16 protein-coding genes are annotated in these 22,271 nt (G+C 46.2%); 9 read left to right on the forward strand and 7 right to left on the reverse strand.

Annotation, left to right across the window (positions count from 1 at the left end):
- Positions 1 to 103 precede the first annotated feature (103 nt).
- Positions 104 to 1,459, reverse strand: a complete 1,356-nt coding sequence (gene aroA / locus QUA99_RS02815; RefSeq protein ID WP_333236269.1) for a 3-phosphoshikimate 1-carboxyvinyltransferase — start codon at positions 1,457 to 1,459, stop codon at positions 104 to 106.
- A 445-nt stretch (positions 1,460 to 1,904) separates the two neighbouring features.
- On the opposite strand from aroA, the gene QUA99_RS02820 reads away from it, so the two are divergent.
- Positions 1,905 to 2,408, forward strand: a complete 504-nt coding sequence (locus QUA99_RS02820) for a hypothetical protein (RefSeq protein WP_333236267.1) — start codon at positions 1,905 to 1,907, stop codon at positions 2,406 to 2,408.
- On the opposite strand, the gene QUA99_RS02825 is transcribed toward QUA99_RS02820, so the two are convergent.
- Both QUA99_RS02825 and QUA99_RS02830 read right to left on the reverse strand, forming a co-directional pair.
- Positions 2,405 to 2,623: a hypothetical protein gene (locus QUA99_RS02825; protein ID WP_333236265.1), complete on the reverse strand. Its 219-nt coding sequence runs from the start codon at positions 2,621 to 2,623 to the stop codon at positions 2,405 to 2,407. The two genes, QUA99_RS02820 and QUA99_RS02825, sit on opposite strands and share 4 nt — an antisense overlap.
- 12 nt (positions 2,624 to 2,635) lie before the next feature.
- Complete coding sequence (locus QUA99_RS02830) at positions 2,636 to 3,115, reverse strand: hypothetical protein (protein WP_333236263.1); 480 nt, start codon at positions 3,113 to 3,115, stop codon at positions 2,636 to 2,638.
- 280 nt (positions 3,116 to 3,395) lie between these two features.
- On the opposite strand from QUA99_RS02830, the gene QUA99_RS02835 reads away from it, so the two are divergent.
- From QUA99_RS02835 to QUA99_RS02845, 3 genes are all read left to right on the forward strand, one after another.
- On the forward strand, positions 3,396 to 4,073 hold the full coding sequence (locus QUA99_RS02835) for a hypothetical protein (protein WP_333236261.1): 678 nt from the start codon (positions 3,396 to 3,398) through the stop codon (positions 4,071 to 4,073).
- Positions 4,074 to 4,309: 236 nt separating this feature from the next.
- Positions 4,310 to 4,609 (forward strand): putative quinol monooxygenase, encoded by a 300-nt coding sequence (locus QUA99_RS02840; protein WP_333236259.1) that lies wholly within the window; start codon positions 4,310 to 4,312, stop codon positions 4,607 to 4,609.
- 115 nt (positions 4,610 to 4,724) lie between these two features.
- Positions 4,725 to 5,528 (forward strand): MOSC domain-containing protein, encoded by an 804-nt coding sequence (locus QUA99_RS02845; protein ID WP_333236257.1) that lies wholly within the window; start codon positions 4,725 to 4,727, stop codon positions 5,526 to 5,528.
- A gap of 136 nt (positions 5,529 to 5,664) precedes the next feature.
- Here the strand turns inward: QUA99_RS02845 and QUA99_RS02850 are convergent, their stop codons facing one another.
- The 4 genes from QUA99_RS02850 to QUA99_RS02865 all read right to left on the reverse strand — a co-directional run bounded on the left by QUA99_RS02850 (position 5,665) and on the right by QUA99_RS02865 (position 9,660).
- Positions 5,665 to 6,492, reverse strand: coding sequence for a Uma2 family endonuclease (locus tag QUA99_RS02850; RefSeq protein ID WP_333236255.1), 828 nt, complete (start codon positions 6,490 to 6,492; stop codon positions 5,665 to 5,667).
- A 40-nt stretch (positions 6,493 to 6,532) separates the two neighbouring features.
- On the reverse strand, positions 6,533 to 7,402 hold the full coding sequence (locus QUA99_RS02855) for a calcium-binding protein (RefSeq protein WP_333236253.1): 870 nt from the start codon (positions 7,400 to 7,402) through the stop codon (positions 6,533 to 6,535).
- A 68-nt stretch (positions 7,403 to 7,470) separates the two neighbouring features.
- The gene (locus QUA99_RS02860) at positions 7,471 to 7,869 is read right to left on the reverse strand and encodes a four helix bundle protein (protein ID WP_332943793.1); all 399 of its coding nucleotides are present in this window, start codon (positions 7,867 to 7,869) and stop codon (positions 7,471 to 7,473) included.
- Positions 7,870 to 7,986: 117 nt separating this feature from the next.
- Positions 7,987 to 9,660 carry a methyltransferase domain-containing protein gene (locus tag QUA99_RS02865; RefSeq protein WP_333236251.1) on the reverse strand — a complete coding sequence of 558 codons (1,674 nt, stop codon included), beginning with the start codon at positions 9,658 to 9,660 and terminating at the stop codon, positions 7,987 to 7,989.
- Positions 9,661 to 10,029: 369 nt separating this feature from the next.
- On the opposite strand from QUA99_RS02865, the gene QUA99_RS02870 reads away from it, so the two are divergent.
- The 5 genes from QUA99_RS02870 to QUA99_RS02890 all read left to right on the forward strand — a co-directional run bounded on the left by QUA99_RS02870 (position 10,030) and on the right by QUA99_RS02890 (position 22,271).
- Positions 10,030 to 13,881, forward strand: a complete 3,852-nt coding sequence (locus QUA99_RS02870; protein ID WP_333236250.1) for a glycosyltransferase — start codon at positions 10,030 to 10,032, stop codon at positions 13,879 to 13,881.
- A 304-nt stretch (positions 13,882 to 14,185) separates the two neighbouring features.
- Positions 14,186 to 14,935 (forward strand): peptidylprolyl isomerase, encoded by a 750-nt coding sequence (locus QUA99_RS02875; protein ID WP_333236248.1) that lies wholly within the window; start codon positions 14,186 to 14,188, stop codon positions 14,933 to 14,935.
- A 131-nt stretch (positions 14,936 to 15,066) separates the two neighbouring features.
- On the forward strand, positions 15,067 to 18,072 hold the full coding sequence (locus QUA99_RS02880) for a peptidase domain-containing ABC transporter (RefSeq protein ID WP_333236246.1): 3,006 nt from the start codon (positions 15,067 to 15,069) through the stop codon (positions 18,070 to 18,072).
- A gap of 52 nt (positions 18,073 to 18,124) precedes the next feature.
- Positions 18,125 to 20,131, forward strand: coding sequence for a chromosome partitioning protein ParA (locus tag QUA99_RS02885; protein WP_445250971.1), 2,007 nt, complete (start codon positions 18,125 to 18,127; stop codon positions 20,129 to 20,131).
- A 229-nt stretch (positions 20,132 to 20,360) separates the two neighbouring features.
- Positions 20,361 to 22,271, forward strand: coding sequence for a hypothetical protein (locus tag QUA99_RS02890; RefSeq protein ID WP_333236242.1), 1,911 nt, complete (start codon positions 20,361 to 20,363; stop codon positions 22,269 to 22,271).

Consider the following 22,271-nt stretch of genomic DNA (forward strand, 5'->3'; position numbering starts at 1 on the left):
CTCCCACTCTCCCTTCTCCCCCTCTCCCACTCTCCCTTCTCCCCCTCTCCCCCTCTCCCACTCTCCCCTTCTCCCCCTCTCCCCCTCTCCCACTCTCCCCCTCTCAATTTGGATGGCAAACTTGTTGCAAAGTGGCAGTAAAGTCGGGGTAGGAAATGGCAGCGGCTTCGGCCCGGTGAATGTTAGTAATACCTGTGGCGTTGAGCGCTGCGATCGCCAAACTCATCGCTATTCTGTGGTCGGTGTAGCTGTCAACATCCGCGCCGGTCAAAGGAGTTCCCCCGATAATTTCTAAACCGTCGGGTAACTCGGAAATTTGAGCTCCCATGCGGTTGAGTTCCGCAGCAGTCACGGCCAGCCGATCGCTCTCTTTGACTCGCAACTCGGCCGCATCTCGAATTATTGTAGTACCCGACGCAAAGATCGCCGCTACTGCCAAAATCGGGATTTCGTCAATCAGTCGGGGAATTAAGTCGCCCGCAATGGTGCATCCCCGCAATTGGCCGGAACTGCGAACCAAAATATCCGCTACCGGTTCCCCGGCCGCCTCTCGCTGATTTTGCAGTTCAATGTCGGCCCCCATCATTTCCAAAGCTTCCAAAATGCCTGTACGAGTTGGGTTGACGCCGACATTTTCGACTACGAGTTCCGAACCCGGGACGATCGCCCCAGCAACTAGCCAAAAAGCCGCCGAACTAATATCTCCCGGTACAATCACATTCTGCCCTTGCAGTTGTGTCGGCCCAGTGACTGTCACGCTGCAAGTTTCTGGATCGACCCTCAATTGTGCTCCAAACGCCCGCAGCATTCGCTCGCTGTGATCCCGCGACAGAGCGGGTTCTGTGACTGTAGTTTCTCCGCTTGCCATCAAACCGGCGAGCAAAATGCAAGATTTAACTTGAGCCGAGGCGATCGGAGAATGGTAGTGCATCGGTTTTAACTGCTGTCCCAGTATCCCTAAAGGAGCTAAAGAATTGCTCTTTCTACCCCAAATTTGCGCTCCCATTTGTTGCAGCGGTTTAATGACGCGCGACATGGGGCGCGATCGCAGAGAACTGTCACCCGTTACTGCATAAAAACGCCCCGGATGAGACGCTAAAATTCCCAACATCAGCCGCATCGTCGTCCCGGAATTACCCGCATCCAAGACTTCCACAGGCTCCTCTAACTCGCCAATTCCGACGCCCCGGACTGTCACCCGTTCCGCGTTGAGTTCAGAAACTTTGGCTCCCAGGAGCGAGAAACATTTAGCCGTGCTGCGGGGGTCTTCCCCTAGGAGTAGTCCCTCAATAGTAGTTTCACCTTGGGCGATCGCACCCAACATCAAAGCTCGGTGAGAAATCGACTTATCGCCCGGAACTCGAATCCTCCCCACCAGTGACAAGCCAGAGGCAGGTTTTTGAATGCTTAAAGTTTGGCTTTTGTCAAGAAGCGTAGTAGTTATAATGTCAGCTTGCATTGAGATAAACTAGGATTGGATGGCGTTAGCTATCCTACCTTTTTCCCAGTCCTAAGTCAGTCGTCTTTTGTACGGGCTGCGGGTTTTTTCCCAATGTGTCCGGTTAACTCAAAGGCTGATTAAACTCGCCCGGAGACTCCGCTGTCACTTGTCGGCGACACGGGAGTGCGGACGCAACGGCACGGATTTAACTTTAATTTCATCTTAATTTCACCAATATTATCCGTGTATCTGCTTAGATTTCATCTCCCGCTCTCAGTTATCGACCAGATGATTGAATTTTGAGTGAACCATTTTAGAGGTTCGATTGCAAATTGTAGATTTTTCATTTTTTTAAGCAAAAGCTCCGGAATTAGGAGCCCAGCTAATCTAAAATCTAAAATCTCAAGCCTAAAATTTCAAATCTCAAACCGCCCAATTCACAATAACTCCTAAACTTTTATTTATGCTGACGCATCACCGCAAGCCTGTAAGTTTATCGCTGGTATCCACAGATTTACCATTGTGGTCAGTTGTTGAAACCGCTGGTACGCTTTATCAAAAAGACCGCGATCGCTTTCACTTGTTGTTGCACGAACCAGCAATCATCGATCGCCAATTTTCCGACGACTCCGACGAATCTGGCGAGCAAGTTACAATCTTGCCCGCAACTACAAAACCCCGGTTGCTCTGGCTAGAAGTTTCGCCCTATCGAGTCATTATGACCATGCAAGGAAACGGCAAATACAGTTACCGCCACTGCTGGGAACGAGGAATGTACGGCTTGAGTCGTTATTGGCTTCAGGGTAACTCGCTGGCGACTCCCGAACAGTTGCGGCTCCGCAACTTCACCCGCAACTTGACGCTGACAGGAAAGCCAGAACCGGAACACTTGCGGTTAGAATACGAATTGTGGTCGGAGAAAGTACAACTCGGTCGCTATATTTTGAATCTAGAAATTCATCACTAAACTGGGTAATTGGTAATGGGTAATGGGGAATTAGTAGATGCTATAGCCTTTCTCAGGTAAATTAGGTGTTCCTGGGCATCGGCCATCGGGCATCGGGCATCGGCGCTTCCTTTTCTTTCTCCGAATTCTATAGCGCGTACCTCACTTCCTTGAAGACCGCTATAGATGAAGGCGATGCCTTCCTCAAACTCAAAACTCACGCATTCAAAACTCAAAACTCTTAGCTTTTAGCGATCGCTCTTACAATAATTAATCAGTTTGCCAGTCAAAGCGTCTTGATTTGCGGCTGCTTGATTCGCCTGCTGTCCGGCTCTAATAATATCTGCTTGAGCTGTTTGGATTTGCTCTCGACCTTCTATACTTGTAGAAGCGAGATTTCCAGCCTGAAGGCTTTTGCTTATGTCGCCGAGTGCTTGACTAATTTCCTGGAAGGATTTAACCGATGGCTCCTGAATTTCTTTGAGGGTTGGATCTGTTATTCGCAGATCCTCAAGTTCATTCGCTATCAGGTTCAAATTTTTAGCTAAGTGGTCGGTCGTCGCAGCATCGTTGCTGTCTTTATCAACATCAATGAGAGCGTTGCCTTTGTTGACAATTTCAGTAAATTTAGTACACTGGACAGCTCGGCTATCGCTGCAACTAACCGTCAGCGTACAGCAAGCAACAACTATCAGCAGGATGGCAATCTGTTTGCGAAAAAAGTACATGAACCCTCGGTTGCAAAAAAAGTAGATTCTGGGATTTTGTCGTAGAGTGCGTCACTCGATTTTCGATTTTCGATTTTCGATTTTCGATTTACTTGCGACATTGAATCAAAGGAGCTGGAACTTTGGTCTAAAATTAGGGATTGTCCACAAGGCGAGTGTACGCGGCACAGTATCCGTTTTTGGGTGTGTCAGCGGGCCGATCGATATATCGACTGTCGAAAAACTTTCGCGGCATTCAGACACGCTCTACTAAGCTAAACTACGTACCTGTTTGGGAACTATGGTCAAAAACAGCAATAACCTAAAGAAGGGAAGCATTTGGGGATATCTTACCCTGCTTTTGCCTATTTCCTTGACGGCGGTTGCCAGTTTCGAGTCTGGAAGGATGTTTTGGGCGATCGCCACCACAGCGGGCATTGCTTGGGCTTGCAGGCTCTACCAGCAGCAGCAAAAACATAAACTCGCTCATTTAGACTCGGTTTTCTACAAGTTGATCAAGGAAAATCAAGGGCGAGTTACGGCTTTGGATTTGGCGATGAATGCGAAACTCCCCGGAGAAAAAGTTCAAGAGTATCTCGACGAACGAGCCTCTGAATTTGCAGCGGATTTTGAGGTGACGGAACAAGGCGGAATTTTGTATTATTTTCAAATAGCTCCACCTGTCAATCAAAGCGAAACAGCTAATGCGGGAATAGCTGTTCAAGAACCTCCCACAAATCGGGAAAAAGCACAAGATAAAAAACCAAATTTATTCCCCATTGCTCAAACCAAGACTCCTGAAAAGCCCAAAATCTCTTTTACCCAAACGGACCTCTCCCGCAGGTTCAAAGTTCACGCAACTACGATCGGCAAGTGGAAACTTAAGCCGGAGTTTGCTCAGTGGAGCCGCGAAAAAGACCCGGAGGCGATCGCCTGGGAATATTCTACAGAAAAAAAGCGATTTTATCCCAAAGATTGAGTTCCTCCGGTATTCGCCAAATTTATCAAGAAACCGGGTTTATACGACGCTCTGCGGTTAGTAACGAAGAATTTGGAAAGAAACCGGGTTTCTGAGATATGAGTGCGTCCAGCACTGATTTTACTGCCGTTGACCGATCGACCTCTTTAGGTTATTTTAAGTAAAATCGTGTGTTGCTGAGTTTGCCAAATAAAAATCAGTAAATTCGATCGTCCTATCTGTGACTTTTTTGTCCTATGTCCAAAACAACCTTGCGAGTAGTCGCCCGCCTCGTCGCGTTTCCCGACAAAGTAGCAGAACTTAAATCTCTGCTGCTGAGCGTTATAGAACCAACTCGCAAAGAAAAAGGCTGCATCAAATACGAACTCCTGCAAAATCAAGCCGATCCCACAGATTTTACGTTTGTTGAAGAGTGGGAAAGTGCAGATTTGCTCGAACTACATCTCGGTTCAACTCACATTCAAGACGCTGTGCAGAAATTAGACGGTTTGGCCGTTGGGCATCCAGATATCCGCCGCTATGAATTGCTAGCTTAATCGGGTTTTTATAGCAATTTTATTAATGTTTATAAAATAGCTTCGACCCCCCTAGCCCCCCTTAGTAAGGGGGGGACAAGAGTTCAGTTTAAATTGAAGCAGAGCTAAAAAAATTATGACAGTAGCAACAATAAAACAGTTATTTATTTATCCAATTAAGGGACTGACACCGCAAGAAATGTCGGAGTTTGCTTTAACAGCAGGACACGGAATTAAGGGCGATCGAGCTTTTGCCTTAATGTTTGCAGATAATCTTGAAGCTGCAAAAATGCCGGCAGACAATGTGCCTTGGATGAGCAAAAAAAATTTTGCTGTCCAAAACGATTGGCCTCTCTTAGCAGCTTTAGAATGCGATTATCAACCGGAAACGACGGTTTTAACAGTCAAGCGTCAAGGAGTTGAAGTGTTATCCGCAGAAACAAATACAGCAGCGGGGCGCGATCGCATCGGCGCTTTTTTCACCGAATATTTGGCGGAAATTGAACCCACAAAAGAAGCGAGACACCCGCAGCTTGCACCTGTGCAGTTAGTGGGCGACACCAGCGGCGAAACTCGCTATCCCGATCGAGAACCCGTACACATTTCTTTACTCAGTCAAGCCACATTAGACCAATTAACAGAAATTGCTCTTCAAAACATTGACGTGGGCCGATTTCGCCCGAACATTGTGCTAGAAGGTATGGCAGCTTGGTCAGAATTTGAGTTGATCGGAAAACAGTTTCAATTAGGCACGGCGCGCATACAAGTTACAGCACGAATCGGTCGCTGTGTCAATATAGAAGTGAATCCAGAAACGGGCGATCGGGATATTTCTCTACTCAGTTTACTGCAACAGGAATTCGGTCACGCGCAAACCGGAGTTTTAGCTAAAGTGATCGACAGTGGCAATGTTAAAATCGGCGATGTTTTGACTGCTTAACAGTTCGCGATCGCACGGGGTGCGATTATCATTTGAGTGCGAGCTAGAAGCTCGCGAGCTAGAAGCTCGCACTAAACAATCAATATAAGCGATCGCTCGGACTTGATATTAACTGAGATATTAATCAAAAGCCACATCAAGATGGTGAATGCTGCCTAACTTCTTCTACTGATAAACTCAGTGCTTCTGCCACTTGCTCTGTATTCAATCCCATTGCCAACAACCGAGGGATGGCATCCCGCCGCGCTTGGGCTTCTGCCGTCAAAGCCTGCTCTGCTAAGGAAGCTCGTTCTGTACCTGTCAGCAGCAAATTGCCCTCGCTGTCCCACCACCGCAGCCACAGCATTGTCTGGTTTTGATAACTGCCTTGCCACAGTCCTAATTCTACGCCCATTGGCGCGATCGAATAATGACCGCGATCGTTCGGAAGCAACTGCTGATAAAACCCATTGTTCAGGCTGTAAACCTCCAGCCTGCCACTATTGATTTCATAGATGCCATAATACGGAATCCGCATGATCCGCTCATATACCCAAAACTTCCCAGGCCTTTGCGCCGCTCCAACTTCCGAGTACGATAGCGGCGTTGTGTCTCGCTCTTCTGAACCATCTCCCGATGCGAACTCCAAAGCAATCATCGGAGCCATGAATTCCCGCCACAGCACGTAAGAGCGACGAATCTGATTTCCTAGTCTTGGTGGCACGTTCGGCACGTAGAACCAATCAGGAGCTTCTGCTCCCTTTTCAAGCGGGTCAGTTTCTCGCCAGTAGATGCCACAGTCTTGCCCTATAGCATATTGCCCGTCGGCATGAAGCCGTTGCAATACCGACCCGATAGAATCAGTCAAAAGAATGCTCTGGGGATGCTCCTGAAAATTCTTCACAAAAGTGCCATCTTCCTCTGGCAGTTGAGTGTGGTCGGGGAATGGAGAGGGAAGGACAATTTTTTCGGTTGCCGGGGTCATGCTACCTCTCAAGTATTGCAACTTACCTGAATATCTTAACTCATCCTGCTTCCGGCACCCTCACCTTATTACCAATCAAGTTCAGGAAACTCGTGCCAAAATGTTGAATCTCCAAAAAATTAGCATAGGAAGGAGTTGACTTGTAAACTCTAAAAGTCCGCATAATTCCTAAAGTCGCGGCACTTTCCAGCGGGCCGATAAAGCTAGTATCCCTATCCAAAAAATGAGACTGCTTAGCCCAGTGTGTCATCTGTTCCGCATTCAAAAAATAGCAGCCGGAATGAGGATTCAAAGCCCGCTCAAAAGCGATTGTTTGTTCCATTATTTTTCCCTTTAACTGCCGCTGCTCCTCCACATTTTGAAACTTAGCAGTAGCTGTTGCCGCTAAATCACCATCAATATATGCTTTAAAAACCGGGCCTTGAGGCGCTATTTCATAGCGATTAGGTTGCAGCAAATTTCCATTTCCCCCGTGATGTGTGAACCACTTTAATTTACTAAAAAACCACGGATCGTGCAGAATTAAATCATCTTCTAAATAACAAAAATAATCGTATTTGTCAAGACACGCTCGCAATACTGCTTGACACTCAAACCCCAACAGCAGCGGTTCGCATTTTGTAGCATGGTGCATAAAACATCTGGGCTGCACTGGCAATTGAGGCAACAGATGATAACCTTGAGTAGTGCAAACAACAATGTCAATTTCGTGCTGTTGAGATTGATTGGCTGGGATAGTTGCACATTCGCTAATGTCAATCATGGACTGAGATTTGCCGTACAAAGCTTGCAGCGATGTCAGGCAAGCGGTTAAAGCATTTAGTCGCGGTTGCGGATCATTTCGCTGGGAAGCGTGTTTCCCGTCGCCGCTGGGATTGTAAAAGTGAGCAATAGTGAATAGAATTCGCATTGGTGTCGAGGAGAGGGAGAGGGGGACAGGGGGAGGGGGAGAGGGGGAGAGGGGGAGAGGGGGAGACCTTACTTTTTTGTATTATTTGGGATTGTCCAATCTGAGGAATGGTGAATCATGTTCACTAACATAGCGAGAATTTGATCGTAAGCTAGGTCGAGTTCTTGGCTCGACTGAATATCTAAATAATTGCACTTGACAGCAAACTCAATCCAGGTTTGAGTTTCAGCCGCTTCGGCTTCAGAGTCGCTTAACTTAGCCACAAAAGCTGCTTCATAACGGCGTTTTCGCCAAGCCTCAGCCAAATTAGCACATACAGAGCGTGATGAACGACGTATCTGATCGGTTAATGAAAATCTCTCTTCAACAGGAAACTTTTTGCTTAACCTAAAAATCTGCATGGCAGCATTGAGAGCCTGTTGATATACTTGTAAATCTCGATGACTTTGAATTCGTTGATTGCTCATCTTCTCCTCACATCAGTTTCGTCTAAAAAATTATTGTCAATCTCTCTCCCCATCTCCCCATCTCCCCATCTCCCCATCTCCCCCTCTCCCCATCTCCCCCTCTCCCCATCTCCGCACTTAGTCATCAAATAACTCCGGCAGGCGATCGCGCAACTCAGCATTTAAACGCGGCAACTCGTCCCGCATCTGCAAGTACCAATCTCGGCGCTGCCGGTAGTGCCCGCACAGCAAGCGGTTGTCCCGCACCCATTCGTAAGCATTCGCGGCTATTTCCCGGCGCCGAGAAGTGTCAGATATCAGCGAATTTAGTTTGGTTTCAAACTCTTTTTCGTATCTATAAATAAATCCGGTTTCACCTTCGACAATCGAATGTTCGTAAACAGTGGGACTGGCCAGCACCGCTACTCCCCGCGCTGCACATTCAATAAACTTTAAGTCGGATTTCGTTTCGTTAACCGGGTTGGAAACAAGCGGCAGCAAAGCTATATCGCAACTATACATGATTTCTTGATACCGTTCGTAACTGCAAAACGGTTCAAATTCTTTTTGCTGTATTTTCAAGGATTCAAAAAATTTTCGGTCGTGGATTACTTTAACTCGAATCCGGTGCTTGTGGGCGACTAAAACTCGATTGAGTGCTGCCATAATCGGCTGCCAATCTTTTTCGCGGTTGAGTGCACCAAAAAAAATTGTTACTGTCTCTTCTGTCGGATAAATTCGCGGCGGAGGTAGATAAGCTAAGTGATTGGGAAATACAGCCACATTTGGATTGTATTGGCGCAAAATTTTTGCTAGGGCTTCTGTAGAAGTTTGCACGCAGTGACAGCCGCGATAGCTGAGGTAATTATTATCTGCATATTCGCGGCGACGGATGGGATTGTCGTCAATTTCAGCTACTATTAAATAGTCTTGTTGCAGCAATTCTTTGAGTTGGGGAATGTAGGCGGGATATTGCATGATTGTCCGCTGCCAGATGAAGACTTTTTCTTCTCCCAGCAGGGGGGGAATTAACTCTGCTGTTTTCACCGCTGATACGGTGCGGACACCCGGAATTGTAGCGCTAAATTTGTCCGGTTCCAAAACTCGCACGCGATCGCACCCTGTAGGAGCCATAATGATAGTCTGAATCAGCAGTCTGCGCGCCGGTACAGTCGATTTGGTCGATCGCGCGATATAATATTCAGCACCGGTTTCCGTAGCAAAACTGCTTGATGTTAGCTCTAAAGCCTTTACCATGGGATGCAGTAATTCCTGAAAGCGGACAAAATTTTCGGTTTTGTGTCCCTTTCCTTGAAATTCATAAACCTGCAATCCGGCTTGAGCAAATAGTGATTTAATACTTTCTAGGGTAAACCAGTGCTGCATCTTGCTGTCGGGATTCTCCCACTGTCCCCGCAACAGATTGACAATTCGCCGCCAGTATTGAACGTTGGGGATTCTGGCGAGAATTTGCCCCTCTGGATTCAGCAAACCACTGTACTGCTTGAGGATATCCCAAGGGTTTTTGAGGTAGGGTAGCAAGTCGCCAAAAACCAAACAATCGACGGTTCCTGGGGCGATGTCGAGACTTTCGACGGCAATTTCTTCAATATTGGCGAACGTCACCCAGTTTAGCCGATCGACTGCAATTTTAGCTTTTTCTCGATCGCATTCAATGCCAATATACTGACAATGGGGATTGATCAGCTTGTACTGTTCGCCCGTCGAGCCCGTACCGCAGCCAATTTCAACAATGACTTTAGCATCCGGCGGTAGCAACTTCAAGAGGTCGTGGTTGACGCGATCGATCACTTTGTCTAAAATTCCTGATTAGTTGATCGTAAAATAAAACAGAGCAACCCATGCCGACAGACAACCAGCCGAAGGTTAGCATTGCGATGCCAGTATACAATGGCGATCGGCACATTTGTCAAGCACCAAATTTTCTGTTGCCAACTCTTTCTCTTCCCTCTTTTCTCTTCCTCTGCGTTCTCTGCGCCCTCTGCGGTTCATTTAATCTTATTCACCCATCCTACAATGATTGCTATATCTTAGAAAATAGTGAGCCAAATTATAATTTATTCTCAACCCATACCCTCATTTAGCGCGATTGATAAACTCCATTAATTCTGCTTTTTTCCAAAAAATCAACACAACAATTTACTGAATACATTAGAAACTATGAACCCTAATCTAGGAATTAACATCGCCGGCTACATCAACGGCGAATTTGGCATAGGAGAAGGTGTCAGAGCAAATATCAGAGCCGCAGAAGCCGCCAACATTCCCTTCAATATTCACAATTTTACCCTTAGTCCCCACCGCAAGCAAGACACCACATACCAAAATTTTAGCCAAGACAATCCCCATCCCATAAACTTAATTCAAGTCAACGCCGATGAAGTTGCAACCTTTATCAAACATATAGGTTCCAGATATTTTGAAAACAAATACAATATCGGCTTTTGGGCCTGGGAACTTCCCGCATTTCCCCCAGAATGGCAGCCCGCATTTAATCACTTTCACGAAATATGGACTTACAGCAACTATTGCGCCGAGGCAATTTCCGCAGTCTCGCCAATTCCCGTTATCAAAATCATGCCCAGTATTGCTCTCCCCGCACCTTCCCGGAACAGAGAAGCACTGGATTTACCTAAAGATAAATTTATTTTTCTGTTTGTATTCGACTTTTCCAGCCGCATCGAACGCAAAAATCCTTTAGCGGTAATTCAAGCATTTAAACACGCTTTCGGCGAAGATGACAGCGTATTGTTGATTGTCAAATCTTCTAATTCAAACAAATTTACCGCAGCTCAAGCATCCTTAAACTCAGCCATAGCACATAATTCCAATATCAAACATCTAGACGGGTATTTATCCAAAGATGAAATTAACGGTTTGCTTTACAATTGCGACTGTTATGTATCCCTGCACCGCTGCGAAGGATTTGGCTTAACAATGGCTGAAGCCATGTTTTACGGCAAACCGGTAATTGCCACCGGCTATTCATCAAATACAGAATTTATGAATGTCGGTAACAGCTATTTAGTCAAGTATAAGTTAATCCCAATTGAGAAAGATTGCGGGCCTTACAAAAAAGGCAATGTTTGGGCCCAAGCGGATGTCGAACACGCTGCTGATTCAATGCGCTACGTCTTCAACAATTATCGGGAAGCTCAACAAATTGGAGTGATAGCGGCTGAAGAAATTAAGACTTTACTCAACCCGCAAGTTACAGGGAATAAAATTAGAAAACGTCTCGAATATATTGCCGAGATTACCGATAACTTTCAAAGCATACCTCTGTCAGGAACTGCCCAAGCGAAGTCTGCCAAAATAAGGGCTAACTTGTCACTATCTCAGCAACCAAGTCAATCAAATGCAGAACTGCCAAACGGGCTGCCTAAGGTTAGTATTTGCATTCCGACATACAACGGAGAAGCATTTATTGCGGAAACAATTAAAAGTGCTTTGGCCCAAACCTACCCTAATATAGAACTGATTATATCCGATGACGGCTCGACAGACCGCACAATTGCGATCGCCCAATCATTCCAATCACAAACCTCAGTCGATTTCCGCATCATACTGCACCGCAACTACGGCTTATCACAAAACTGGAATTTTTGCATATCCCAAGCAAAAGGTCAATACATTAAATTTCTCTTTCAAGACGACTTGCTCGCACCAGAATGTATTGAAAAAATGGTCGCACTCGCCCAAAAACACCCAGAAATAGGTATGGTTTTCTCCCCGCGCGGCATCACCATAGCTGAAGAGGAATCTAACCCCATTTTGCGGAGAGCTTCCAAATCAATTAAAGATTTGCACAAAACTTGGTCGAAGTTAAAAACAATTCAACCCGGAAAAGCAATGCTAGCAGATACTAACTGCTTGAACAACCCCATCAATAAAATTGGCGAACCGAGTACCGTCTTAATTGCCGCCCGAGTATTTGAAGAAATAGGATTGTTTGATTCGGGATTGTCTCAGTATGTAGACTTAGATATGTGGTGGCGAATCATGGGCAATTATCACATTGGATTCATAGACGAAAAACTCTCGTCGCTCAGGATTCATCCCGAACAACAAACTTGGAAAAACTTCGCTGCTGGGGAAAATCATAAAGATGTAGTCAGATTTTACAAAAAACTACTAAATAGTCCTGATTACCATTTCCTGAATCAATCAATAAAAAAGAAAATTCGCCAAAAGTTGGCATTGAGAACCCAGCCAAATTTATCAGAATTGTCAGCACTGCTTGAGCAGTACAAAAAATGGCCGTCAAATCAGTCTATTCTCGCGCAACTCCGCCAATACCGCCAACAGCTAGCTGAATACTGGCTGAATTTGCCAGCGGAAAAATTAGAAAACGCTTACTCGCAAGAAGCGGGAAAATCTCATAGATTGCTACTAGATAGCAGGCTCAAAAATGAAAGTTTAACCGAGTCAGAACAACGTTTTGTCCAGCAGTTATCCTCGAAACTTGCTGAAAAAGGGGAAATTGCCGATAAAATTCAATATCCCCTCGCAGCGATGCTGTACCGCGACGCTTATCAGTTGCCGCTAGAGTATAGAAATGCAGCGATTCCCCAGTGGTTTTTTGACGACTTTCTGAAATTCTTATTTCAGTCTCCCAGTTATTTTCAACAAAAGTCGGAAATTGAAAGGTACTCTGAATATTTTCAGCAGCTTATCAACTACGTCGCTGCTAATATCGTCAGTTTTCCCGATTCAGAAGTTTGGCGTTATTTGGCGGCTTTTATTGCGAAAAATGTTAGCTTCCAAGCTTTGTATTTGAGCGAGGTAAATCTGCTTACTATATTCAGTCAGCGAGCGGATATTCTGGAATTTTATTTGAAAAATATCGGCTGTCAAGTAGACTGGAATTTTCGTCAAAGAGAACCTGAAAGAAATAAAATCCGAGCGGGCTTTTTGCTTGATAAAATTAGCGATAAATTCGAGAGTCGTGCAGCCATTTCGAGTTTTGAATATTTAGACAGAAACAAATTTGAAATTATCGTGTACCATTTCCAGGTACAAGACGAGCGACTGGAGAAGTATTGCGAAAGTTGCGCCGACAAACTGGTGCCACTGTCAGAAGATTTGCCCCAGCAAGTCCGAGAAATGCGATCGCACGATTTAGATATTCTGGTAATCTGCACCAATACTGCCGACACTTCTCAACCAAGCGCGCTGCTGTGCCTGCACCGACTAGCGCGGGTGCAAATAGCTACCAATGCGTCAGCACCCGCAACTACCGGAACCCGAAATATCGATTATTTCATTGCCGGAGATTTGACATTGCCCGCAGGTGCGGCAGCAGAGTATCGCGAAAAATTAATTACCTTAGAAGGCTCGGGATTTTGTTTCAGCTATCCTGTAGAATCAACACCTGCCAGAGTTGAACCGACTCGCAGCAGTTGGGGAGCCACTGAGGAATCCGTAGTTTTCATGTCCGGCGCTCAAGCTTTTACAATTATCCCAGAATTGAGAGAAACTTGGGCAAAAATTATTGCCGCCGTACCGAATTCTATTTTAGTTTTGTATCCCTTCCGTTCTCGCAATGAAAACTATCCGACGGTGCCTTTTTACAAACAAATTCGATCGCTCTTTGCCGAATTTGGGATTGACAAAAATCGCTTAGTTGTGATCAAAGCGCTGCCATCTCGCGCAGATTGCATAAAATGTCTGGAATTGGCTGATATATATTTAGACTCCTATCCATACAGCAGTGCCTGCTCCTTAGCAGAAGCGCTGTTAGTCGGGTTGCCTGCAGTGGTAAGCAAAGGGCAAACAACTCGCTCGCGACAATCAGCCGCAGTGCTCGAAGAACTGCTACTTCCGGAACTGGTAGCAGACAGCGAGAATTCTTATTTAGAGCTGAGTAAAGCACTGGGAACCAACCCAGAACTACGCCGGCACTACCGCGAGCGAATCCAGCAAAAAATGGCGGCAAACCCCAAGCATCTAGACAGTCGCGCTGGCTCGACCCAACTCGGAACACTCTTGGAAAGACTATTCCGAGAGTAAAGGAAGAAGGCAGTTCGGCAACGCGCAGTGTCAGGGATGTAACGGATGGATGTTGAGCGAACAAGAAAGATGGCAGAAGAAATATTTTCCCACTCTCCCACTCTCCCTCTCTCGCCTTATCCACTTACCATTCTGAGACCTGCGGGGAACCCCTCGCTAGGCAGAGCGTCAAGAAATAGACATCAATAGCGTTAGCCCGCTGACGGTCTGCTATCATCGGGGAATCGAGGGGTTAGTGGTTGTCGCTCTTTTCCTGCCACAGCTAAATTAAAAGGGAAAGCGCAAGTCAGTTGGAGATAAAAAAATGACAGGACTTTTTCAAATAGGCGATAAATTACTGCAAGCTCAGGATATGCCATCGCTCCTGAAGCGGTATCAGTTGATGCCGCAATTCTTGCGGGGTGTAATAGTAGACCAAGCGATCGCATCCTTTAGTTGCAGCGACGAAGAACGCCAATCCGCCGTCGAGAATTTTCTGGCACAACACCAACTGACAGCCCCCGAAGCCAAAGAAGCTTGGCTGCGCAGCCAAAACATGACGGAAGAAGAACTTCAAGAGATGGCCGTCAGGCCCTTGCTGATCGAAAAATTTAAGCAAGCCACTTGGAGACCTAAAGTAGATAATTATTTTTTAACCCGCAAAGCCAGCCTAGACCACGTAGTCTATTCCCTGGTACGCACCAAAAATCCAGCACTGGCAAACGAACTTTACTTTCGCATCCTCGAAGGGGAACAAACCTTTGCTGAAGTGGCCCGCGACTATTCCGAAGGGCCCGAGTCCAAGTCAGGCGGCTTGTTGGGCCCTGTACCCCTCAGCCAGCCCCACCCGGCAATCAGCAAACTTTTGTCCGTCAGCCAGCCAAATCAACTCTGGACGCCGCGTCCTCTGGCAGAATGGATGGTAATTATTCGACTAGAAAAGTTCATGCCGGCCCAGCTCGATGAATCGATGCGGCTGCACTTGATTAACGAACTCTTTGAAACCTGGCTCGCCGAACAGATATCGCAAATAGGCCCGCTACAGCCCCTCTCCTCCGTGTCTTCAATATCATGACAATCAAGCAATTTGGTCAGGGGCCCCCGGATTTATCCGTGGAGACTTGAAAAAGCGTAGCATCCTGACAAAACCCCCTGGATTCATCTGTGGATTCAATCTAAAATCTAAAATCTAAAATCTAAAATTGGATGACTTCTTCCGCTGTTTCCCTCTCCCAAATTCAGGATTTCCTAGCTCAAACACCTCCCTTTGACCGACTGTCAGAGACGGCTCTGTCAGCCTTGGTGGCTAAATGCCAACTCCTCGGCTACCGGACGGGGCAACCCCTGTTTGAACGGGAAAAAATGCCGACTCAGGTGGCAATTATCTATCAAGGCCAGGCCCGGCTGCTGGGCTTTGACCAGCGCTCGCAGCGCCACGTAAGTTTGCGCTTGGTGCAGTCGAAGGAAATTCTCGGCTGGGCTGGCTTGCTCAGGGGAGTTCCCTGCGAGACGGCGATTGCCTCTACAGATGTGATCGCGATCGTCCTACCTGCCGAAGATTTCTTGAGTGTACTGGAAAAACAGCCGACCTTTGGAGAAGCCTTTCGCGAACACTGTTCCTTGAGCGAAGTATTTGAACTGTTGAGCCTGGAGTTGCAGCGCCAAGCCGACGGCACTTCCAATCTCAAGGAACTCACCCTGCAAGCTTGGCAAGACGCGACAGTTGTCAACGTCCCAAACGGCAACAAAAAAACTCAAGACCTAGCCAAAGAGCTAGATGCAGATCGAATTTGGCTCGTCAGCAGCGGCGTCTTGGGCGATTTTCCCACCGGCAGCCGCTTCTCTGTGGAAAACGCAGCCAAATCCTTAAAAGTAGAAGGTCGCCTCGGCGCGCGATTGGTCGGCTTCCGGGAACCCCCAGAACCCCAACCCGAGACAGACCCATTAAATGTCACGACAGATATAGTAGACCCTGGGCAGAATCCGCCCGGAAAATTGATCGAGATTCTACCGGGCCCAGACCGTCCCCCAGAACCAGTAAGCGGCCAAACAAAGGATGCGGCGAGATACCCAGTTTTCCGCGCCAAAGGGCAGATTGACAGTCCGCTAGCTTGCTTCCAAATGTTGAGCAAGTATTTCGGTCTCAAGTTTCGTCGAGATATCATCCGCAAAGTTCTAGAAAATCAGTTAAAAACCGCTGGTTCGATCAGTATGCAAGCCTGCGGGGCGATCGCCCAAAGCATCGGCCTCACGCCTCAATTGGCGCAAGTGCCAGCAGAAGCCATCAACCGCATCAAAGCCCCCGTAATGATTAAATGGCAAGATAGTTTTGCCATTATTTACAGCATCACCGAGCAAGAATTGGTGATGGCAACCCCGGAACAGGGGCTGATGCGGAAGCGGATACCTCAATTTAAAGAAATCTGGGGAGAATCAGGAGAAGTCCTGCTGCTGCAAGCTCCGCAAGTCGAACAAAAAGAGCAGTTCAGCTTCTGGTGGTTTGTACCGGCGCTGATGGAACACAAGACAGTGTTTTTTGAGGTGTTGCTCGCTTCGTTTTTTGTACAGTTATTTGGTCTGGCCAACCCATTAATCAGCCAAGTAATTATTGATAAAGTATTAGGTCAGCGCAGCATTGACACCTTGGATATTTTGGGGGCATTTCTGTTAGGTGTTGCCCTGTTTGAAGGACTGCTCAACGGATTGCGTACCTTTTTGTTTATAGATACCTCAAACCGCATCGATGTCAAATTGAGTGCGGAGGTAATCGACCACTTGCTCCGGCTGCCCCAGAATTACTTTGACAACCGGCGCGTGGGAGATTTGGTCTACAAATTCAGCATGATGGGCCAGATTCGGGAATTCATGACGAGTACAGCTCTGACAGTGGTTCTCGATGCGGTATTTTCGGTGGTTTATGTCGCCGTTATGCTCTCTTACAGCGTGCAGCTAACGTTTGTATCTTTGGCAGTGGTACCGATACTGGGGCTGATGATTGTTCTAATCAATCCGCTGGTGCTGCGCCTGATCAAACAGAGAAATATGCGTTTTGCTGACTCTCAATCTTATCTAGTGGAAGTAGTCAGCGGGATTCAAACTGTTAAGGCTCAAAATATTGAATTGAAATCCCGCTGGGAGTGGTCGAGCCGCTACGCAAAATACATTACAGCCAGTTTTAAAACAATTATCACGGGAACTACCGCAGGTACGATTAGCGCCTTTTTAAACCAGGTGGGTAACTTGGCTCAGTTGTGGGTGGGAGCTTATTTGGTACTGGGAAATGAGATTACTTTGGGTCAGTTGATTGCTTTCCGAATTATTTCCGGGAACGTGACTGGTTCGCTGCTGCGTTTTGTGAGTGTGTGGCAGAGTTTCCAAGAAGTCTCGATGTCGATCGATATGCTCAAGGATGTGGTCGATACGCCGACGGAAACCAGCGATGAAGACCGCAGCAATATCCCGCTGCCGGCAATTCAAGGGCAGGTTACCTATGAGGAGGTTTCCTTCCGATTCCTGGAAAGCGGCCCACTGCAATTGGCGAATGTGAATTTGGAATTTCCCGCTGGCAGTTTTGTGGGAATTGTGGGGGGAAGCGGTTCCGGTAAAAGTACGGCGATGAAGCTGTTGCAGCGTCTTTATCCGCCGCTGTCGGGCCGGATTTTTATTGACGGCTATGACATTTCTAAGGTGGAACTTTACTCGCTCCGCAGCCAACTAGGGGTGGTATTGCAAGATACTTTGCTGTTTAACTGTACTGTGCAGGAAAATATTGCTCTGAGCAATCCCGATGCGAGTACGGATGAGATTGTGCGAGCTGCAAAATTAGCGGTAGCTCACGATTTTATTATGGGCTTGCCTGCTGGGTACAATACGGTGGTGGGAGAGCGGGGTGCGTCGCTTTCTGGGGGTCAAAGGCAGCGTTTGGCGATCGCCCGGACGATTTTGCAAAACCCGAAACTGCTGATTTTGGACGAAGCTACAAGCGCCCTCGACTACCATTCCGAACGCCAAGTTTGCAATAATTTAGCAGAAGCTTTCGCCGGTCGCACGGTGTTTTTCATTACTCACCGCCTGACTACAATCCAAAACGCCGACATAATTATTATGATGGATCAAGGTTCTGTAGTCGAACGGGGAACTCATAAAGAATTAATGGCTCTTAAAGGGCGTTACTACTGCCTATTCCAACAACAAGAGTCATCGAATACCTGATATCTAACCACTCACAACTGATAAGTAACAATTAACAACAGATAACTAACAAATGGCCATGAAATCGGTAATACTTTCTGAGCAACCAGTCATTCTCGAAAAACCAGCGATTTGGTCGCACTTGTTTTTGTGGATGATCATGCTGATGACCACTTCTGGTGTAATTTGGGCTTATTTTGCTAGCGTAGAGCAAGCTGTCCCCGCTGTCGGCCAATTAGAACTCAAAGATGGTGCTAGAGACATCCAAGCCCCTGCTACGGGCGCTGTGGTGAGACTTCACGTTGAAAATGGCGATCGGGTGGAAAAAAACCAGCCTCTGCTCACATTCAACCCCCTTGCACCCAGTGCAGATTTAACATCGATCCAGAAAACTAAAGAAGCTCTGGAAAAGGAAAATAAATTTTACGAAGATGTTGTCAACGGCAAAATTCAAGGCGCTATTCCTTCTAACCTAGAATCAACAATTAAGGACAGACAGAGCCTCACGGCACAAAATCAAGTGCTGCAAGCTTTGATTGACGAACTGTACCTCAATCGGGGAGCTAGCGGAAGTTTTGATGCAGCCCAGCAAGGACTTTATGTTAATTATCGATCGGAATTTCTGTCTCGCGTCGCCGCAGCTCAAGGCCAAGTTCAGGAGTTGGAAAAACAACTGAAGCAAGCTCAGGATGCTGAGAAAGCTGCCGCCGATCAAATGACAGTGGCACAGCAACAATTGGGTTTTGCCCAAAACCAATTAAATTATGCTCAGCAGCAGTTAAGTTCTTCGCAAGAGCAAGTAAAATCAGCCTTGGCTCAGAAAGATTTGGCCGAAGAACAGTTGACGAAATCCCAACAAGTATTGAAGTCGAATCAAGGCATTTTGGGGAGACTAGGCCCCCTGGTGGAGGAAGGAGCCATCGCTGAACTGCAAAGAGAACGTCAAGAACAAGATGTTTTCAAAGGTCAAAGCGACGTTCTCAAACAGCAAGATCAAATTAAGCAGCGCGAAGGTGAAATCAACGCCCGCAAAGGCGAAATTAACACGCGCCGAGGTGAGATAAATACGCGCCGCGGTGAAATTAACGCGCGTCAAGGTGATATCCAAAAAATTAGTGCTGACATACAGCGCCAGCAAGGAGAGCAAGCCCGCATTCAGGAGTCCATCGCCCGCGCCGAAGAACAGTTGAAAAACACCAAGGATTCCTGGGCGAAAGAACTTTATACCAAAATTGCTGAAAACCAGAAACAAATTGCCAGCAGCGATTCTCAGCTAAGCCGCTTCAAAGTCGAAAACTTGAAAAAGCTCTCCGAAGTGAACGCTCAGCTAGAAAAGGCTCAACAAAACCGCGACACTCAAGTGATGAAGTCTCCGGTATCTGGCGTTATCTTCGATTTGAAACCTTCTACGAAGGAGAAAGCTAAGTTGGATATGGCGAAAGATCCGATATGCCAATCCATTATTAATACGGTGCTGAAACCGGGCGAACCGCGCCCAAAACGCTGCGAAGAAGCTTATTACGAAGCGCAGCAAACTGAAAAGCTACTCAAGGTTTTGGATGACGAAAACGGTCTGGAAGCAGTTGTTTACCTGGAAAACAGCAATGTGGCTCTGGTATTGGATGCTTTGAGACAGAAGCGGGAAAAATTGGAGCCGTATCACGGCAAACAATTAGACGGAGAAAAGGTTGACTGCGAACAAGGTAAAAGTTGCGTTTGCCCTGAGAAGGAAGTTAACAGGGAGAAACTGGGTTTGACGAAATACCAATGCGTGCCTGTGGAAGTGAATGTTGAAGCTTTCCCGGCGATGGAGTTTGGTACTGCTGAGGGTGAAGTGAAAGAGATTAGCAGCGATGCTGAGCCTCCTACTGAACTGCGGAAATACTACGCTTTCAAAACTAAAATTAAGCTCAAGAATCAGAAGTTTGTTTTGAACAAGGGCAAGGCAAATCAAGTTGAGGTGAATTTGCAGTCGGGAATGTCCGTGAGTTCTAATATCAATATCGGCAAGCGGACTGTTTTGCAGATGTTTATCAACCGATTTACTGGCAAATTGGATACGTTCAAGACTGTTAAGTAGCGAACAGTTGACGGTTGACTGTTGACCGTTGACCGTTGACTGTCAGTCGAAAAGCTGATGATATCATGTCCGGTCGAGCGACCGCGATTTTTGTAGGGGCGGGTTCAGCAAGAATACCTGCGAATAATTGACAATATCAAAAACCCGCCCCGACCGGGATATTATGGTTAATCGTGAGGACATGATATGACTAGATTTTACAATTCCGATGCTACCGGATTTGATATTAATGAAAAAAATCATATTATTTACTTTATATCTAATTCCTGTCCTCTTATTAATCGGATTTGTAGCGAATTTTAGCGTTAACGTTCCCGTTGATGACGAGTGGAGGTTAGCGAGTCTTTTTGAGAAAATAGCTGCGGGAAATGTAACTTTTAACGATTTTTGGGCTTTGCACAGCAACCACCGGATAGTTTTCCCGAAAATAATTATTGCAGTGCTGGCTTTTGCTTCCAGATGGAATATTAATTATCAGTTGTGTCTCAGCATAGGTTTGGCTGCGATAACTTTTATGGCTATGTACAAGTTATCCTCAATGCAAGTTAAGAATGTTGGGGATGATTTATGGCATTTAGCTAATATTTTAACTTGTATTTTGGTTTTCTCTCTAGTTCAGCACGAAAACTGGCTTTGGGGATTTCAATTAGCGTGGTTTATCGTAAATTTGTGTTTTGTAGCTGCGGTTTATGCGTTGGTTTCAAATCACAAATTATTGCCGAATATTAGAATCTCTATTGCTGCTGTATTCTGCTTTGTTGCGAGTTTTTCGCTGGCTCAAGGCTTGCTGTCTTGGTTGGCTGCGATTCCGGCTGTGGTGGCTTTGGAGGGAAATGCAGCGCAGAAAAGAAAAAGAGCGATCGCATGGATGCTGCTGTTTGTGGCAACTTGTGCTGTTTACTCCATAGATTATCATCCTAGCCGGAAAGCAAGTATTATTTCATTGTTGAATAAGCCGCTTGTGGTGATTGATTACTTTTTAAGTTTGCTGGGTTCGCCCATTGTGCGATCGCCTGGAATTTCAGCATTAGTTGGATTGCTAATATTTGCAAGTTTCTTATTTTTGGTATTCTATTTCTTTGTCATTGGGAACCCTGCGAAGCAATCTCCAGCCCCTGCGATTGCTTCGTTCCTCGCAATGACAGATAGGAATGATATTGCTGAAAGCTATAGCAATCCCAACTCTGTTATGAACGTGGTTCAGGCTGCGAAGCTGGACGGGCAAGATGCCCATCCCACAATTCATTTAGGATTACGGCAAGATACTCATTCCAAAATTGATTTAGGAGTGCAATATCAGGCTTTACCTTGGCTGTCAATAGGTTTATTTTCGGTTTTATCGGCTCTGTTTATTACTGCTGGGAGGGCGGAATTTGGGGCGATTCAGGCGATCGAATCGTCGAGATATACGACTAATTCGATTTTGCTCTTAATTGCTGTGGTTCAGCTATGGCAATTGTTTTTACGAGGTAATTATCAAGAAACAAAAGTAACGTTAAAGAGTAATTATAAATTTATTTATCGGGTAGTGGCTGGGCTGTTAATTGGTATAATTATTGTTAACTCTCAGCAGGCGATCGCCCAATCTCGCTCGGCACTTCCTTACAAGCAAGGCGCTCAAGATTGTTTGCAGTTAATTAACTATCTGCAACCGTCTGATTTTTTTGATAATTCGCCGGAAAGCTGTTTGAGGGTGCTGAGCAAAAAAACTTGGCTGGTGAGAGAAGGCGCGGCAATTATCGACAAAATAGGTTGGATAAAGTTCGCAAAAAATGTAGAGTTTATTTCTAATACCGAGAAAGTTTACGGTTATTTAGACAAACCTCAAACCAGCGATAAATCGGTGACTGTCAAGAAAAATGCTGCTGTCAAGGCTGCCGGTTGGGCGGTTTTGCCAGGAAATTTGAAACAACCAAATATTGTACTGCTATCTGTCGGCGATAAACAATCTTTTTTTGCTAACGCTTATGTAAATTTGGACAGTCCCGACATCGCTAAGAGTTTAAAATCTGAGTTGTACAACAATGCAAGGTGGGCTGTTGATTTGTCGGATAATAATTTGCCGATCGCCCAAACCGAAATTAAAGCTTGGGTGTATAATCCTCTTGACAACCAGTTTGTCCAGTTGCGCGGAGGATGA

The organism is Microcoleus sp. F10-B2, from assembly GCF_036704965.1.
Taxonomy (GTDB): domain Bacteria; phylum Cyanobacteriota; class Cyanobacteriia; order Cyanobacteriales; family Microcoleaceae; genus Microcoleus.

Excerpts from the sequence above, each read along its gene's own strand:
- QUA99_RS02890 (WP_333236242.1), top strand. The coding sequence starts at position 20,361 with ATGAAAAAAATCATATTATTTACTTTATATCTAATTCCTGTCCTCTTA.
- QUA99_RS02820 (WP_333236267.1), top strand. The coding sequence starts at position 1,905 with ATGCTGACGCATCACCGCAAGCCTGTAAGTTTATCGCTGGTATCCACA.
- QUA99_RS02845 (WP_333236257.1), top strand. The coding sequence starts at position 4,725 with ATGACAGTAGCAACAATAAAACAGTTATTTATTTATCCAATTAAGGGA.
- QUA99_RS02855 (WP_333236253.1), bottom strand. The coding sequence starts at position 7,402 with ATGCGAATTCTATTCACTATTGCTCACTTTTACAATCCCAGCGGCGAC.
- QUA99_RS02830 (WP_333236263.1), bottom strand. The coding sequence starts at position 3,115 with ATGTACTTTTTTCGCAAACAGATTGCCATCCTGCTGATAGTTGTTGCT.
- QUA99_RS02870 (WP_333236250.1), top strand. The coding sequence starts at position 10,030 with ATGAACCCTAATCTAGGAATTAACATCGCCGGCTACATCAACGGCGAA.
- QUA99_RS02850 (WP_333236255.1), bottom strand. The coding sequence starts at position 6,492 with ATGACCCCGGCAACCGAAAAAATTGTCCTTCCCTCTCCATTCCCCGAC.
- QUA99_RS02860 (WP_332943793.1), bottom strand. The coding sequence starts at position 7,869 with ATGAGCAATCAACGAATTCAAAGTCATCGAGATTTACAAGTATATCAA.
- QUA99_RS02835 (WP_333236261.1), top strand. The coding sequence starts at position 3,396 with ATGGTCAAAAACAGCAATAACCTAAAGAAGGGAAGCATTTGGGGATAT.
- QUA99_RS02875 (WP_333236248.1), top strand. The coding sequence starts at position 14,186 with ATGACAGGACTTTTTCAAATAGGCGATAAATTACTGCAAGCTCAGGAT.
- QUA99_RS02840 (WP_333236259.1), top strand. The coding sequence starts at position 4,310 with ATGTCCAAAACAACCTTGCGAGTAGTCGCCCGCCTCGTCGCGTTTCCC.
- QUA99_RS02885 (WP_445250971.1), top strand. The coding sequence starts at position 18,125 with ATGGCCATGAAATCGGTAATACTTTCTGAGCAACCAGTCATTCTCGAA.
- aroA (WP_333236269.1), bottom strand. The coding sequence starts at position 1,459 with ATGCAAGCTGACATTATAACTACTACGCTTCTTGACAAAAGCCAAACT.
- QUA99_RS02880 (WP_333236246.1), top strand. The coding sequence starts at position 15,067 with ATGACTTCTTCCGCTGTTTCCCTCTCCCAAATTCAGGATTTCCTAGCT.